At 71.4% G+C, this 14,327-nt stretch carries 19 protein-coding genes; 10 read left to right on the top strand and 9 right to left on the bottom strand.

Going from position 1 to position 14,327, the window contains the following annotated elements; all coding sequences use genetic code 11:
* Positions 1–64: 64 nt before the first annotated feature.
* Genes H4J02_RS08255 through H4J02_RS08265 form a run of 3 tightly spaced genes read right to left on the bottom strand, consistent with a single transcriptional unit; the run spans position 65 to position 5,286 of the window.
* On the bottom strand, positions 65–562 hold the full coding sequence (locus H4J02_RS08255) for a peptide deformylase (RefSeq protein ID WP_187674153.1): 498 nt from the start codon (positions 560–562) through the stop codon (positions 65–67).
* A gap of 10 nt (positions 563–572) precedes the next feature.
* Entirely contained in the window at positions 573–1,877 is a 1,305-nt protein-coding gene (locus tag H4J02_RS08260; protein WP_187674154.1) for a MinD/ParA family protein, read from the bottom strand.
* Between the two features lie 10 nt (positions 1,878–1,887).
* Positions 1,888–5,286, bottom strand: a complete 3,399-nt coding sequence (locus tag H4J02_RS08265; RefSeq protein WP_187674155.1) for a pyruvate carboxylase — start codon at positions 5,284–5,286, stop codon at positions 1,888–1,890.
* 81 nt (positions 5,287–5,367) lie between these two features.
* Between H4J02_RS08265 and H4J02_RS08270 the strand changes: the two genes are divergently transcribed.
* The gene (locus H4J02_RS08270; RefSeq protein WP_187674156.1) at positions 5,368–6,174 is read left to right on the top strand and encodes a ParA family protein; all 807 of its coding nucleotides are present in this window, start codon (positions 5,368–5,370) and stop codon (positions 6,172–6,174) included.
* A 16-nt stretch (positions 6,175–6,190) separates the two neighbouring features.
* Here the strand turns inward: H4J02_RS08270 and H4J02_RS08275 are convergent, their stop codons facing one another.
* The 4 genes from H4J02_RS08275 to H4J02_RS08290 all read right to left on the bottom strand — a co-directional run bounded on the left by H4J02_RS08275 (position 6,191) and on the right by H4J02_RS08290 (position 8,731).
* The gene (locus tag H4J02_RS08275) at positions 6,191–6,751 is read right to left on the bottom strand and encodes a MerR family transcriptional regulator (protein WP_187674157.1); all 561 of its coding nucleotides are present in this window, start codon (positions 6,749–6,751) and stop codon (positions 6,191–6,193) included.
* Positions 6,752–6,921: 170 nt separating this feature from the next.
* Entirely contained in the window at positions 6,922–7,614 is a 693-nt protein-coding gene (locus H4J02_RS08280) for a MerR family transcriptional regulator (RefSeq protein WP_187674158.1), read from the bottom strand.
* Entirely contained in the window at positions 7,614–8,117 is a 504-nt protein-coding gene (locus tag H4J02_RS08285; protein WP_187674159.1) for an FHA domain-containing protein, read from the bottom strand. Before H4J02_RS08285 ends, H4J02_RS08280 begins: the two co-directional genes overlap by 1 nt.
* Positions 8,118–8,128: 11 nt before the next feature.
* Complete coding sequence (locus tag H4J02_RS08290) at positions 8,129–8,731, bottom strand: CDP-alcohol phosphatidyltransferase family protein (protein WP_187674160.1); 603 nt, start codon at positions 8,729–8,731, stop codon at positions 8,129–8,131.
* A gap of 43 nt (positions 8,732–8,774) precedes the next feature.
* Here H4J02_RS08290 and H4J02_RS08295 point away from each other — a divergent pair, with 43 nt between their 5' ends.
* From H4J02_RS08295 to H4J02_RS08305, 3 genes are all read left to right on the top strand, one after another.
* Entirely contained in the window at positions 8,775–9,596 is an 822-nt protein-coding gene (locus H4J02_RS08295; RefSeq protein WP_187674161.1) for a DUF1295 domain-containing protein, read from the top strand.
* Between the two features lie 134 nt (positions 9,597–9,730).
* Entirely contained in the window at positions 9,731–9,892 is a 162-nt protein-coding gene (locus H4J02_RS08300) for a hypothetical protein (RefSeq protein ID WP_187674162.1), read from the top strand.
* An 80-nt stretch (positions 9,893–9,972) separates the two neighbouring features.
* Positions 9,973–10,461 carry a hypothetical protein gene (locus tag H4J02_RS08305; RefSeq protein WP_187674163.1) on the top strand — a complete coding sequence of 163 codons (489 nt, stop codon included), beginning with the start codon at positions 9,973–9,975 and terminating at the stop codon, positions 10,459–10,461.
* A gap of 3 nt (positions 10,462–10,464) precedes the next feature.
* Here H4J02_RS08305 and H4J02_RS08310 read toward each other — a convergent pair whose 3' ends face one another.
* Entirely contained in the window at positions 10,465–10,986 is a 522-nt protein-coding gene (locus H4J02_RS08310; protein WP_187674164.1) for an NUDIX domain-containing protein, read from the bottom strand.
* A 98-nt stretch (positions 10,987–11,084) separates the two neighbouring features.
* Between H4J02_RS08310 and H4J02_RS08315 the strand changes: the two genes are divergently transcribed.
* From H4J02_RS08315 to H4J02_RS13905, 5 genes are read left to right on the top strand one after another with little or no spacing between them, the layout of a single operon-like run.
* Entirely contained in the window at positions 11,085–12,137 is a 1,053-nt protein-coding gene (locus tag H4J02_RS08315) for a M4 family metallopeptidase (RefSeq protein ID WP_187674165.1), read from the top strand.
* On the top strand, positions 12,121–12,510 hold the full coding sequence (locus H4J02_RS08320; protein WP_187674166.1) for a protealysin inhibitor emfourin: 390 nt from the start codon (positions 12,121–12,123) through the stop codon (positions 12,508–12,510). Before H4J02_RS08315 ends, H4J02_RS08320 begins: the two co-directional genes overlap by 17 nt.
* Positions 12,503–12,871, top strand: coding sequence for an RNA-binding S4 domain-containing protein (locus H4J02_RS08325; protein WP_187674167.1), 369 nt, complete (start codon positions 12,503–12,505; stop codon positions 12,869–12,871). Before H4J02_RS08320 ends, H4J02_RS08325 begins: the two co-directional genes overlap by 8 nt.
* Entirely contained in the window at positions 12,871–13,155 is a 285-nt protein-coding gene (locus tag H4J02_RS13900) for a phosphoribosyltransferase family protein (RefSeq protein WP_222942155.1), read from the top strand. The genes H4J02_RS08325 and H4J02_RS13900 overlap by 1 nt, the downstream gene beginning before the upstream one ends.
* Positions 13,152–13,547: a phosphoribosyltransferase family protein gene (locus H4J02_RS13905; RefSeq protein WP_222942156.1), complete on the top strand. Its 396-nt coding sequence runs from the start codon at positions 13,152–13,154 to the stop codon at positions 13,545–13,547. The genes H4J02_RS13900 and H4J02_RS13905 overlap by 4 nt, the downstream gene beginning before the upstream one ends.
* Here H4J02_RS13905 and H4J02_RS08335 read toward each other — a convergent pair.
* Entirely contained in the window at positions 13,498–13,998 is a 501-nt protein-coding gene (locus H4J02_RS08335; protein ID WP_316250691.1) for a glutathione peroxidase, read from the bottom strand. The two genes, H4J02_RS13905 and H4J02_RS08335, sit on opposite strands and share 50 nt — an antisense overlap.
* Between H4J02_RS08335 and H4J02_RS08340 the strand changes: the two genes are divergently transcribed.
* Complete coding sequence (locus H4J02_RS08340; RefSeq protein ID WP_397420125.1) at positions 13,991–14,320, top strand: GNAT family N-acetyltransferase; 330 nt, start codon at positions 13,991–13,993, stop codon at positions 14,318–14,320. The genes H4J02_RS08335 and H4J02_RS08340 overlap by 8 nt on opposite strands.
* Positions 14,321–14,327 lie beyond the last annotated feature (7 nt).

Raw genomic sequence — 14,327 nt, forward strand, 5'->3', positions numbered from 1 at the left:
CTCACGTTTCACCCTGCCCCGACCGCGAGAGCGGCGTGCCGCGGGGTGATTTCTGCGCTCAGAGCTACTGCTGGAACCAGGGGGCCTGGCGGATGGCGCGCATGGCCTCGCGCTTCGTCTCGGGCTCGAGGCCCTCGATGTAGAGCTTGCCGTCGAGGTGGTCGCACTCGTGCTGGAGCGCCTGCGCCATGAGACCCTCCCCCTCGAGCACGACCGGGTTGCCGTCGACGTCGACACCCGTGACGCGCGCCCACGGGTGACGCAGGCGCGGGAAGTAGAAGCCGGGCACCGAGAGGCAGCCCTCGTCGACGAGCTCGGGCTCCCCCGCGACCTCGAGCACGGGGTTGAGCACGTAGTCGATGTCGCCGTCGATGTTGACGCTGAAGGCGCGCAGGCCGACGCCGATCTGGGTGGCGGCGACGCCGGCGCGACCCGGGAGGCGCACGGTGTCGACGAGGTCCTCGGCGAGGGCGCGCACGCGCGGGTCGCCGGGGTCGCTGATCGGGTCGGTCTTCGAGCGGAGCACGGGGTCGCCGAAGATGCGGATCTGTCGTTCGGTCATCGCGGGTTCGTCACACGTTCCGGGTCGTGGGAAGGCCGTCCATGACGAGCGCCGCGAGGTCGCGCGCCGAGGAGCGGGTGAAGGGCTTGAGCTTGCTCCACCGCACGACGGAGCCGGCGGCGAGCTCGGGGTCGTACGGCATCCGCACGACCGCGCGGACGCGCGAGGCGAAGTGGGCGTCGATCTCGTCGAGCTTCACGAGGTTGGTGCCGTGGGTGGCGGTGTTGATGGCGACGACGGCGTTGCGCACGAGGTCGCCGTAGTTGTTCGCCTCGAGCCACGTGAGGGTCTCGGATGCCAGGCGCGCCTCGTCGACGCTGCCGCCGGAGACCACGACGATGCCGTCGGCCCGCTGCAGGGTCGCGCGCATGACGGAGTGCACGATGCCGGTGCCGCAGTCGGTGAGGCAGATCGAGTAGTAGCGCGACACGAGGTCGGCGACGACGTTGTAGTCGTTCTCGTCGAAGGCCTCCGACAGGAGCGGGTCGGTGTCGGATGCGAGCACGTCGAGGCGGGTCTCGTCGCGCGAGACGTGGCTCGAGAACTCGTTGAAGTCCTTGATGGCGGCGGCGTGCGTGACGATGTCGCGCACCGTGGAGCGCGTCTGCCGGGCGACGCGCTCGGAGAGGGTGCCGCGGTCGGGGTTGGCGTCGACGGCGATGATGCGGTCCTCGCGCACGTCGGCGAGGGCCATGCCGAGGAGCGTCGTGACGGTGGTCTTGCCGACGCCGCCCTTGCGGGTGAGCACGGGGACGAAGCGGGTGCCGCCCTCGAGACGCTTGGCGATGCGGGCCTCGAGCGCCTTGCGCTCGCGCGCCGCGGGCGAGTCGCCGAGGTTCACGAGGTGCAGCGTGGCGGCGTAGACGAAGGCGGGCCAGGCGCCCTCGGGCGCGTTGCGGTTGCGCTTCGGTTCGAGGAGGCGGTCGGCGGTGAGCATGGCCGAGGGCTCGGGGGCGGTCGCGGGCCCGCGCTTGCGCTCCCGGCGCGAGTACAGGTCGTCGTCGCCGGGGAGCGGCACGACGGGGTTCTCGGCGGTCGGCACCACCTCCTGGTCGGCGACGTGCACGATGTCGGGCACGACCTCGATCGTGACGGTGCCGCCACCGGGGGCCACGACGGGCGTCACGGCGGCGGGCGTCGTGACGACCTCGTCGAGCGCGACCTGCGCCTCGTCGTCGGGTGTCTCGTGCTGCTGCTCGGGCAACTCGATGCTGACGGTGAGGCTCTCGGGGAGCGCCGATGCGAGCGCGGCGTCGCCGTCGCCCTCGAGCGCACCCGTCGCCTGGGGGTCCTCCCCCGCGGTATTCCGCACCATGTGTGCGACCCTACTCGACGACGACGAGCAGGTCTCCGGCGTCCACCTGCTGCGTCGCGGGGATGGCGAGGCGCGCCACGGTGCCCGAGACGGGCGAGGTGATGGCGGCCTCCATCTTCATGGCCTCGATGGTCGCGACCGGCTGACCCGCCTCGATGCGGTCGCCCTCGGCGACCTTGAGGGTGACGACGCCCGAGAACGGGGCGGCGACGTGGCCCGGCTTCGACGTGTCGGCCTTCTCGGCGCTCGCGGTCTGCACCGAGATGGAGCGGTCGCGCACGAACACGGGTCGCAGCTGGCCGTTGAGGGTCGTCATGACGGTGCGCATGCCCTTGTCGTCGGCCTCGCCGATCGCCTCGAGACCCACGAACAGGCTCACGCCCGGCCCGATCTGCACGGTGTGCTCGACGCCCGGTTTGAGGCCGTACAGGTAGTCGACCGTGTCGAGCACCGAGAGGTCCCCGAAGAGCTCGCGCACCTGCTCGAACTGGCGCGTCGGCGCGGCGAACAGCAGGCGGTTGAGCGTCTCGCGGCGGGCGGCGGTGTCGCCCTCGAGGCCCGCACGATCGGCGTCGCTCAACTGCTCGACACCGATGCGCACCTCGCGCCCCTTGAGCACCTTGCTGCGGAACGGCTCGGGCCATCCGCCGGGGAGGTCGCCGAGCTCGCCCGCCATGAAGCCGATGACCGAGTCGGGGATGTCGTACTTGTCGGGGTTCTGCTCGAAGTCGGCCGGGTCGGCGTTCGTCGCGGCGAGCTGCAGCGCGAGGTCGCCGACGACCTTCGACGAGGGAGTGACCTTGGTGGGACGGCCCAGGATGCGGTTGGCCGCCGCGTACCAGTCCTCGACCTTCTCGAACTGGTCGCCCAAGCCGAGGGCGATCGCCTGCTGACGCAGGTTCGACAGCTGACCGCCGGGGATCTCGTGGTGGTAGACGCGCCCGGTGGGGCCGGGCAGGCCCGACTCGAACGGCTTGTAGGCGCGCCGCACGGCCTCCCAGTACGGCTCGAGGTCGCTCACGGCGTCGAGCGAGAGGCCCGTGTCGCGGTCGGTGTGCGCGGTCGCGGCGACGAGCGCCGAGAGGCTCGGCTGGCTCGTCGTGCCGGCCATGGGCGCGCTGGCGGCGTCCACGGCATCCGCACCCGCGCGGCTCGCCGCGAGGAGCGTCGCGAGCTGGCCGCCCGCGGTGTCGTGCGTGTGCACGTGCACGGGAAGGTCGAAGTTCTCGCGCAGCGCGGCGACGAGCTTCTCGGCGGCGCCGGCGCGCAGGAGGCCCGCCATGTCCTTGATCGCGAGGATGTGGGCTCCCGCGTCGACGATCTGCTCCGCGAGGCGCAGGTAGTAGTCGAGCGTGTAGAGCTTCTCCTCGGGGTCGAGCAGGTCGCCCGTGTAGCAGAGCGCGACCTCGGCGACGGTCGTGCCCGTCGCGAGCACGGCGTCGATCGCGGGGCGCATCTGGTCGACGTCGTTGAGGGCGTCGAAGATGCGGAAGATGTCGACGCCGGTCTCGGCGGCCTCCTTGACGAACGCCTCGGTGACCTCGGTCGGGTACGGCGTGTAGCCCACCGTGTTGCGGCCACGCAGGAGCATCTGGATGGCGATGTTCGGCAGCGCTTCGCGCATCTTCGCGAGCCGCTCCCACGGGTCCTCGCCGAGGAAGCGCAGCGCGACGTCGTAGGTCGCGCCGCCCCACGCCTCGACCGAGAGCAGCTCGGGGGTGAGGCGCGCGACGTGCGGCATGACCGAGACGAGGTCCTTCGTGCGCACACGCGTCGCGAGGAGCGACTGGTGGGCGTCGCGGAACGTCGTCTCGGTGACGGCGAGCGTCGTCTGCGCGCGCAGGGCGGACGCGAAGCCCTCGGGTCCGAGCTCGAGGAGGCGCTGGCGGGAGCCGGCAGGCGCGGGCTGCGTGAGGTCGACATCCGGGAGCTTGAGCGCCGGGTCGATCGCGCCCTCGCCCGCGCCGTTCGGCTGGTTGACGGTGACGTCGGCGAGCCAGTTGAGGATCTTCGTGCCGCGGTCGCGCGACTCGCGGCCGCGGACGAGCCACGGGCGCTCGTCGATGAACGACGTCGACACGTCGCCCTTGAGGAAGTCGGCGTCGTCGAAGACGGCCTGCAGGAACGGGATGTTGGTCGAGACGCCGCGCAGGCGGAACTCCGCGAGGCCGCGGCGGGCGCGGCGCACGGCCGACGGGAAGTCGCGGCCGCGGCAGATCATCTTGACGAGCATCGAGTCGAAGTAGGGCGAGACCTGAGCGCCCGCGGCGACCGTGCCGCCGTCGAGACGGATGCCGGCGCCGCCCGGCGAGCGGTACGTCGTGATCTTGCCCGTGTCGGGGCGGAACCCGGCGGCCGGGTCCTCGGTCGTGATGCGGCACTGGATCGCGAATCCGCGCGGCTGCAGCTCCTCCTGGCGGAGCCCGAGGTCGGCGAGGGTCTCCCCCGCGGCGATGCGCATCTGCGCCTGCACGAGGTCGACATCCGTGACCTCCTCGGTCACCGTGTGCTCGACCTGGATGCGCGGGTTCATCTCGATGAACACGTGCTGTCCGGCGCGCTCGCCCGCCGTGTCGAGCAGGAACTCGACGGTGCCCGCGTTAACGTAGCCGATCGACTTCGCGAACGCGACCGCGTCGCGGTACATCGCCTGACGGATCGAGTCGTCGAGGTTCGGAGCAGGCGCGATCTCCACGACCTTCTGATGGCGGCGCTGCACCGAGCAGTCGCGCTCGAAGAGGTGGAAGGTCTCGCCCGTCGCGTCGGCGAGGATCTGCACCTCGATGTGGCGCGGACGCACGACGGCCTGCTCGATGAACATTCGGGCGTCGCCGAACGCGCTGTCGGCCTCGCGCATGGCGGCCTCGAGCGCGGGGCGCAGCTCCTCGCGCGTGTCGACGCGACGCATCCCACGCCCGCCGCCGCCCGCGACGGCCTTCGCGAAGACCGGGAAGCCGATCTCGTCGGCGCCGCGCAGCAGCTCCTCGATGTCGGTCGTCGCCGGGGTGGACTTGAGCACGGGGACGCCCGCCGAGATGGCGTGCTCCTTCGCCGTGACCTTGTTGCCCGCCATCTCGAGCACGTGCTCGCCGGGTCCGATGAAGGTGATGCCGTTCGCGGCGGCCGCGGCGGCGAGCTCCGGGTTCTCGGAGAGGAAGCCGTAGCCGGGGTAGATCGCGTCGGCGCCCGAGAGCTTCGCGACGCGGATGATCTCGTCGACGTCGAGGTAGGCGCGGACCGGGTGGCCCTCCTCCCCGATGAGGTACGCCTCGTCCGCCTTGAGGCGGTGCATCGAGTTGCGGTCCTCCCACGGGTACACGGCGACCGTGCGGGCGCCGAGCTCGTACGCGGCGCGGAAGGCGCGGATCGCGATCTCTCCTCGGTTGGCGACCAGGATCTTCGAGAACATGCGGTCCTTCCTGCCGGGGGTTCCCGACGCGAGGGGGAGGCTTTGGGTTCTTTCAGACTAGTGAAGGTAGGGTGACTTCTCGTGCACGTTCTGAGCGTCAGCTCCCTCAAGGGGGGCGTGGGGAAGACCACGGTGACACTCGGGCTCGCATCCGCGGCCTTCGCGCGGGGCATCTCGACGCTCGTGGTCGACCTCGACCCGCAGTCGGATGTCTCGACCGGCATGGACATCGACGTCGCCGGCCACCTCAACGTCGCGGATGTGCTGGCCTCCCCCAAGGAGAAGATCGTCCGCGCCGCGATCGCCCCATCCGGGTGGACACGCGGCCGCAGCGGCAAGATCGACGTGCTCATCGGGTCGCCGTCGGCGATCAACTTCGACGGGCCGCACCCGTCGATCCGCGACATCTGGAAGCTCGAGGAGGCGCTCGCGCACGTCGAGAAGGAGTACGAGCTCGTGCTCATCGACTGCGCTCCCTCGCTCAACGCGCTCACGCGCACGGCGTGGGCCGCATCCGACCGCGTCGTCGTCGTGACGGAGCCTGGCCTCTTCTCGGTCGCGGCCGCCGACCGCGCCCTCCGCGCGATCGAGGAGATCCGCCGCGGCATCTCGCCGCGCCTGCAGCCCCTCGGCATCATCGTCAACCGTGCTCGCGTGCAGTCGCTCGAGCACCAGTTCCGCATCAAGGAGCTGCGCGACATGTTCGGGCCGCTCGTGCTCGCCCCGCAGCTGCCCGAGCGCACCTCGCTGCAGCAGGCGCAGGGCGCAGCGAAGCCGCTCCACGTGTGGCCGGGCGAGGGCGCGCAGGAGATGGCGCACAACTTCGACGTGCTGCTCGAGCGCGTGCTGCGCACCTCGCGTCTCCACGAGACGCAGCCGACGAACTAGTCGCGCGGGCGGCGAGCTAGCTGGCGGCGCGCTTGGCGCGACGCGCGGCGAGCTCGTCGGCCGGGTCGACGCTCGTGGAGTCGAGCTCGACGAGGCTCGACTCGACCTCGCGCAGCACCTTGCCGACGGCGATGCCGAAGACGCCCTGGCCTCGGCTCACGAGGTCGATGACCTCGTCGTCGGAGGTGCAGAGGTAGACGCTCGCGCCGTCGGACATGAGGGTCGTCTGGGCGAGGTCGTTGACGCCGGCCTCGCGCAGCTGACCGATGGCGGTGCGGATCTGCTGCAGCGAGATGCCCGTGTCGAGCAGTCGCTTGACGAGCTTGAGCACGAGGATGTCGCGGAAGCCGTAGAGGCGCTGCGAGCCGGATCCGGCGGCGCCGCGGATGGTGGGCTCGACGAGTTCGGTGCGGGCCCAGTAGTCGAGCTGGCGGTAGCTGATGCCCGCCGCACGCGCCGCGACCGTGCCGCGGTAGCCGGCGCTGTCGTCGAGGTCGGGAAGACCGTCGGTGAAGAGGAGGCCGAGGTCGTAGCGCGGTGCCGCGTCGCGTGCGCTCTGCTCGCCGCTGTCGCTCATGTCGACTGTCCTCCCTTGCGGGTCCGCCACTTAACCCTCAGGTTGAAGTTGAAGTTCAGACTCGCTGTCGTCCTCCACGGTACCCACCCGGAGGGGCACCATCAATCACATCCGCACGAGCGCTCGGCGTGTCGCGACGAATTGCCGCATCCGCTCCCCCGCTCGGGGGCCTAGAGCCGCCCGAGGGCCGAGCGGATGAGGCTCGACCGCACGACCTCGAGCTGGCCGGCGATCTCGCGAGCGAGCTCCTGAGCCTTCGCACGGCTCGACGCGTCCTTGCGGCGCGCGATGGGGATGAGGGCCGACTCGATGAGGCCGAGCTCGCGCTCCGCCGCCGCGCGGAAGCCGCGCAGGTGGCGGGGCTCGATGCCCGAGCGCTGCAGTTCGACGAGCGCCTTGAGCACCGCGAGTGCGTCCTCGCTGTAGTGCTCGGCGGGGACGATGAGGGATGCCGAGATCGCGTCCTGCAGGAGCATCGCGTTGGCACCCGCCTCACGGATGAGCTCCTCGCGCGACAGGCGGCGCTCGCTCGGGAGCATCGACGGTGCCGTGACCGTGATGCCGCCGGGGAGGGTCGGCTCTCGACCCGCGTCGAGCTCGTCGAGGTAGGTGCGGATGATCTTGAGCGGCAGGTAGTAGTCGCGCTGCATCGAGAGCACGAGCCGCAGGCGCTCGACATCCGCCGGCGAGAACTTGCGGTAGCCCGACTCGGTGCGCGCCGGGGTGACGAGCTGGCGCTCCTCGAGGAAGCGGAGCTTCGAGGGGCTGAGGTCGGGGAACTCGGGGTTGAGGCGCGCGAGCACCTGGCCGATGCTGAGGAGCTGAGGCCCGCTCTGCGAGCGGGCCGCCGATGTCGCCGCCATCAGCGGGTCGGCACCCGGTCGGCGCGCGAAGCGTAGAACGTGAGCCGGAACTTGCCCACCTGCACCTCGGCCCCGTCGCTCAGCAGTGCGGAGTCGATGCGCACGCCGTCGAAGTAGGTGCCGTTGAGCGAGCCGAGGTCGTGCACCTGGAACACCGTGCCCGTGCGCACGAACTCGGCGTGACGGCGCGACACCGTCACGTCGTCGAGGAAGATGTCAGCGTCGGGGTGACGGCCGGCGACCGTCGAGTCGGCGTCGAGCAGAAAGCGCGCGCCCACGTTGGGTCCACGGCGGACGACGAGAAGAGCGGACCCCGACGGCAGCGCGGCGATCGCCTCGCGCTCCTCATCCGATACCCCTGCCTCCATCGCAGCGAGCTGCTGGCGGAAGTCCTCGGTGAAGTGCGCGGTCGTGTCGTTCGAGACGGGATCGGGCTTCGCGGGGGTGTTCACCGCGTCGTCAGCTCCCGAACCGCCCGGAACGTCTGTGGCGTCGTCGACCATCGCGCCCTCCTTCAGTTCCCCAGAGTATCGGATGCGGCCGCCCCGTCTACCCGGTCCTGACGCACGAGACGGATCGTCTCGCGGAGGTAGATCGCACCCGCCCACCAGTAGAGGAACGCACCCCACAGCGCGAGCGCCCAGCCGAACGGATCGCTCACGGCGGCGATCGACGGCACCGCCGCACCGAGCACGAGCGTCGGGAGCGCGAACAGCAGCGAGAACGTCGCGACCTTGCCGAGGTGGTGCACCGGGAGGGGGCCGTAGCCGTGCGTCGCGAGCACAGGACCGAGCAGCACGATGCCGATGTCGCGCAGCACGATGAGGATGACGAGCCACCACGGCAGGAAGTCCTGCCACGCGAGGCCGATGAGCGTCGAGAAGATGAAGAGCCGATCGACCGCGGGGTCGAGCACCTGCCCGATGCGGCTCACCTGGTTGAAGCGGCGGGCGACGAAGCCGTCGACGAAGTCGGTGACGCTCGACACGACGATGACGATGAGGGCCCATCCGTACTGCTCCGTTCCGAGCAGCCAGAGGAAGACGGGGATGAGCACGAGGCGCACCGCGCTGAGCACGTTGGGAACCGTCACGACGCGCGAGCTGACAGCCTCCATCCGACCTCCTCGCCGCGAGTCTATCGATGCGTAGGATGCCGCCATGAACCCGCTCCTGATCGTCGTGCTCGTCGCGGCCGCGGTGTGCGCCTTCTGCTGGATCGCCTCGCTCGTGACGAAGGACACGTCCTGGGTGGACCGGCTGTGGTCGGTCGTGCCGGTCGTCTACGTGTGGATCTTCGCCGCCGCATCCGGGCTCTCCGACCCGCGCCTCGTCGTCATGGGCGTGCTCGCGACGCTGTGGGGCGCGCGCCTCACGTTCAACTTCGCGCGCAAGGGCGGCTACACGGGGATGGAGGACTACCGCTGGGCGATCCTGCGCGAGCGGATGTCGCCCGCGCAGTTCCAGGCGTTCAACCTGCTGTTCATCGTGCTGTACCAGAACGCCCTGCTCGTGCTCATCACGCTGCCCGCGCTCACGGCGCTCGAGAGCTCCCGCCCGTTCGGTCCGCTCGATGTCGCGCTCGCCGTGCTCTTCCTCGCGGCCCTCGTGGGCGAGACGGTCGCCGACGAGCAGCAGTGGCGCTTCCACCGATGGAAGGCGGCGGAGGTGGCGGCCGGCCGCGAGCCGTCGCCTCGCTTCCTCCAGACGGGCCTCTGGAGCTGCTCGCGGCATCCGAACTTCTTCTTCGAGCAGGCGCAGTGGTGGCTGTTCTTCCTGATCGGGGCGGTCGCCGCCGGCACGGTGCTCGTCTGGACGGTCGTGGGCGCCGCGCTGCTCACGGTGCTCTTCATCGGGTCGACGATGTTCACCGAGTCGATCACGCGCGGCAAGTACCCGGAGTACGCGGAATACCAGTCGCGGGTCTCCCCGATCGTGCCGTGGTTCCCCCGGCGACACGCCGTAGCGGTTCCCGAGGGCTGAGCGCAAGGGGTTTTCGCGTTTTCGCCTGCGGCGGTTGACTGTTCACGGTCGAACGGACCGCCCAACCGGCACCCCGGAAGGGCACCCCGACCGCGACGGAACCCCGACCGGGGAGCCGAGAAGGAGATGCCACCATGAACATCCTCGCCATCATCATCGCGATCGTCGCCCTGATCCTGCTGTTCACGGGCGGTTTCGTGCAGTCCCTGAACTTCCTCCTGTGGGTGGGGATCGTGCTGCTCGTGATCGCGGCCATCGTGTTCCTGATGCGTTTCATCAGCGGACGCCGCGTGTAACGCACACCACGAGTCGAGCCGGGTGCGGACTCGCCGTCTTCGAGACGGCGGCCGCACCCGGCTCACGTTAACGTGGGGTGATGTCGTGCATCCGCTTCAACACCCCGGCCCAGCGGGCGCAGATGGCGGCGCTCGCCCCGCGCATGCTGACCCCCGAGGAGGTCGCCGCGCAGCATCCGGCTCCCCCCGTGACGGAGTCGAAGCTGCGCCGCCTGCGGCTGCTCGCGGATGACGCGAACCCCAAGATCCGCGAGGCGGCCGCGAGCTCGTACCACGCGCCCGTCGACCTGTACGAGAAGCTCGCCCACGACGACGACGAGGGCGTGCGCGCCGTCGTCGCCCGCAACACCGCCACGCCGTGCGACGTGCTGCGCGAGCTCGCGCACGACGATTCGCCCGTCGTGCGCGGCTGGGTCGCCGTCAACTACTTCGTGCCGGCGGATGTCATGGACGAGCTCGCGGAGGACGACGACCCCGTCGTGCGCGGGCTCGTGCAGTGGAAGGCGACGCTCGCCGAGGAGGCCGCCGCGGAGGCGGCCGCGCAGCGCGAGACCGCCGACGCGCACTAGACGCTAGCCGGCGATCGCGACCGCGAGCTGCGGGTCCAGCTCGGCGAGTTCGGCACGCCATCCGGGCCAGCCCGCGGCGACGCCGGGATGCAGCGGCAGGTGCTCGACCTCGTCGAACGGCACCCAGCGCAGCGACACCGACTCGGCGTCGCCGATGACGGGCTCGAAGACCTCCGTCGCGAGCGCGAGGACGGTCGTGTACGACCAGTAGCCGAAATCGAGGGCCGACTCGGCGAGCACCGTGACGAACTCCGGGCGGACGCCCGCCTCCTCCTCCGCCTCGCGGAGGGCCCCGTCGACGGCGCTCTCATGCTCGTCGTGCCGGGCGCCGCCGGGGATGCCCCACGTGCCGCCGAGGTGGCTCCACTCCGCGCGCAACTGCAGGAGCACACCCGCATCCGGGTGAGCGAGCAGCAGCCCGGCGGCCCCGAAGCGGCCCCAGTAGCGCCCCTGCGGTCCGTCGACCCACGCGTCTCCGGGACCGTGCGGCCGTCGGGCGCGCGGGTCGTGGGCTGCCCGGGTCATGCCGCCAGCCTACGTGCCCGAGCGCCGCGGAACGGCGGATGCGACGCCGCGTGAAGACGCCGGTCGCGATCTCGGGGGTGTGACGTAGGCTCCCCCGCATGGCTGCCGGCATCGTCCCCCCGTACCTGCTCCAGCGCATCGCGGGCGCCGATGCCGAACGCTTCCCGACGGCGACGGCGGCGGCGCGCCGCACCCTCCGCATGGACGAGCCGCGCAGGTCGGCGCGGCTGACCCTCACGGTCGAGGGCGACACCCTCGTCGCCGAGCTGTCGGCCGCCCCCGATCGCGAGATCAGCGACGCCGGCGGGCGGGAGACGCTGCCCGGCCGCGTCGTGCGACGCGAGGGCGGGGCTCCCACGGGCGACGAGGCGGCGGACGAGGCCTACGACGGCCTCGGCGCGACGTTCGACCTCTTCTCGGAGGTGTACGGACGCGACTCGATCGACGGCGCCGGAATGCCGCTGCGCGCGACCGTGCACTTCGGTCGCCTCTACGACAACGCGTTCTGGGACGGCGAGCGCATGGTGTTCGGCGACGGCGACGGCGAGGTCTTCGGCCGTTTCACGCGCTCGCTCTCCGTCATCGGGCACGAGCTCGCCCACGGGGTGACCCAGTTCGCGTCGGGGCTCGTCTACCGCGGTCAGTCGGGCGCCCTCAACGAGTCGGTGTCGGACGTGTTCGGGGTGCTCGTCGAGCAGTACGCGCGCAAGCAGACCGCGACCGAGGCGAGCTGGCTCGTGGGCGAGGGTCTCTTCACCGACGAGGTGGAGGGTTCCGCTCTGCGCTCGATGCGACATCCGGGCACCGCGTACGACGACGACGTGCTCGGCAAGGACCCGCAGCCCGCCCACATGGACGACTACATCGACACACACGAAGACGACGGCGGCGTGCACCTGAACTCGGGCATCCCGAATCGCGCGTTCGTGCTCGCCGCGGAGGCCATCGGCGGGTACGCGTGGGAGCGCGCGGGGCAGATCTGGTACGACACGCTCACCGGCGGGCTCGCGCCTGACGTCGACTTCGCGGCCTTCGCGGCCGCGACGGCGCGCGCGGCCGCAGCGCGTTACGGTGAGACATCGGCGGAAGCCGACGCGGTGCGCGCCGGCTGGGAGCGTGTGGGAGTGACGACGGATGGCGCACGAGCCTGACACGGAGGGCGGTGCGGCCGCGCTCGAGCCGGCCGTCGACATCCGTGTGACGCGTACGGGCGGTGTCGCGGGTATGCGGCGCGGCTGGTGCGTCGAGTCGCCCGAGCCGGAGGCCTGGGAGCCGCTCGTCGAGGCGTGCCCGTGGGACGACGTGCCGGATGCCGAGCTCACCGACGCGGAGCGCGCGGGCGCCGACCACTTCGAGTGGATCATCGAGGTGCTCGCGCCCGAGCCGAGCCGCAGGGCCGCGCTTCCCGACGGGCAGGTCGACGGCCCGTGGCGGGAGCTCGTCGACCGCGTGCGCGGCGAGGGTCGGGCCGTGCGCCCGGCACCCCCGAGGCGTCGCGGCTCCGAGGAGGGCGACCATGGCTGACGCGGGCGTGCGCATCGACGCGTGGCTGTGGGCGGTGCGCGTGACGAAGTCGCGCTCGGCCGCGACGGCGCTGTGCAAGGCGGGCCATGTGAAGGTCGGGGGTGACACCGCGAAGCCCGCGCAGGCGGTGCGCCCGGGCACCGAGGTGCGCGTCGTCACCCCGCACGGGACGCGCATCCTCGTCGTGCGGCAGCTGCTCGTGAAGCGCGTGAGCGCGGCCCTCGCTGCGGCGGCCTTCGACGACCTGACGCCCGCTCCCCCGCCCCGCGAGGAGCGCACCGTCTTCGCGCAGCGCGACCGCGGCATGGGCCGCCCGACGAAGCGCGATCGGCGCGAGATCGAGCGGCTGCGCGGCTACTGATGGCCGTCGCACCCGTGCCGAGCGACCGCGTCTTCGCGGATCGCGTCGAGGCGGGGCGACTGCTCGGCGAGCGGATGCGGGCCGAGCTCGCGACGGACGGCGCGGACCTCGTGCTTGGGCTCCCCCGCGGTGGCGTGCCGATCGCGGCAGAGGTCGCGCGCGCCCTCGACGCACCGCTCGACGTGCTCGTCGTGCGGAAGCTCGGCGCCCCGGCAACCCGGAGTACGCGATCGGGGCGATCGGACCGGGCGGTGCGGCCGTGCTGCCCGCGGAGGGCGAGGTGACGGACCGGGACCTCGCGCGCATCCGGGACCGCGAGCTCGCCGAGCTCGAACGACGGGAGCGTCGCTACCGGGCGGGGCTCGAACCCCTCGCGCTCGACGGGCTGCGGGTCGTGCTCGTCGACGACGGCATCGCGACGGGAGCGACGATGCTCGTGGCCGTGCGGGCATCCCGTGCCCTCGGGGCGCGCGGGATCGTCGCCGCGGCGCCTGTCGCTGCCGCCGATGCGCGTGATGCCGTCGCCCGCGAGGCGGACCGCGTCGTCGTGCTCGAGACCCCCGCCGACTTCTGGGCGGTCGGGCGCTGGTACCGCGACTTCCGTCAGACGGAGGATGCGGAGGTGCTCAGCGCTCTGCGGGCTGCGCGGGGAGCGCCGCCTCGATCGCCGCGATGACCGCGGGGTCGTCGGGCTGCGTCGACGGGCGGAAGCGCGCGATCGTGCCGTCGGGGGCGATGACGAACTTCTCGAAGTTCCAGCTGATGCGGCCGGTCTTGCCGTCGGCATCCGGCACCTTGTGGAGCGTCGCGTAGAGCGGGTGCTTCTTCGGACCGTTGACGCGCGTCTTCTCCATGAGCGGGAAGCTCACGCCGTAGGTCGTCGAGCAGAACTCCTTGATGTCCTCGGCCGAACCGGGCTCCTGGCCCATGAACTGGTTGCACGGGAACCCGACGACGGTGAGGCCGCGGTCGGCGTACTCGCGCTGCAGCTGCTCGAGCTTCTCGTACTGCGGGGTGAGGCCGCAGCGGGACGCCACGTTGACGACCATCACCGCCCCGTCACCGAAGTCGGCGAGCGTCTTACTCTCGCCGTCGATCGTCGTCAAGGGGATGTCTCGAATGCCCACCCGCTCAGCCTACGAGCGGCATCCGTCCTACGCTGGATGCATGGGGATCGAGTTCGCGCACGAGCCTGACGCGCACCGCTACACGATGCGGCGGAACGGCGCGATCGTGAGCGTGCTCGAGTACCGCGACCACGGCTCGAGCGTCGTGTTCCACCACACGGTGACGGTGCCGACCCACCGCGGCCACGGCTACGCGGCGCAGCTCGTCGAATACGCCGTCGACGACGTCGAGCGCTCGGGTCGTCGCATCACGCCGACGTGCTGGTACGTGGCCGAGTGGTTCGACGCGCATCCGGAGCACGCGGGAGCGCTCGCCCGCTGAGATCCGG

Source organism: Protaetiibacter sp. SSC-01 (assembly GCF_014483895.1).
Classification (GTDB): domain Bacteria; phylum Actinomycetota; class Actinomycetes; order Actinomycetales; family Microbacteriaceae; genus Homoserinibacter.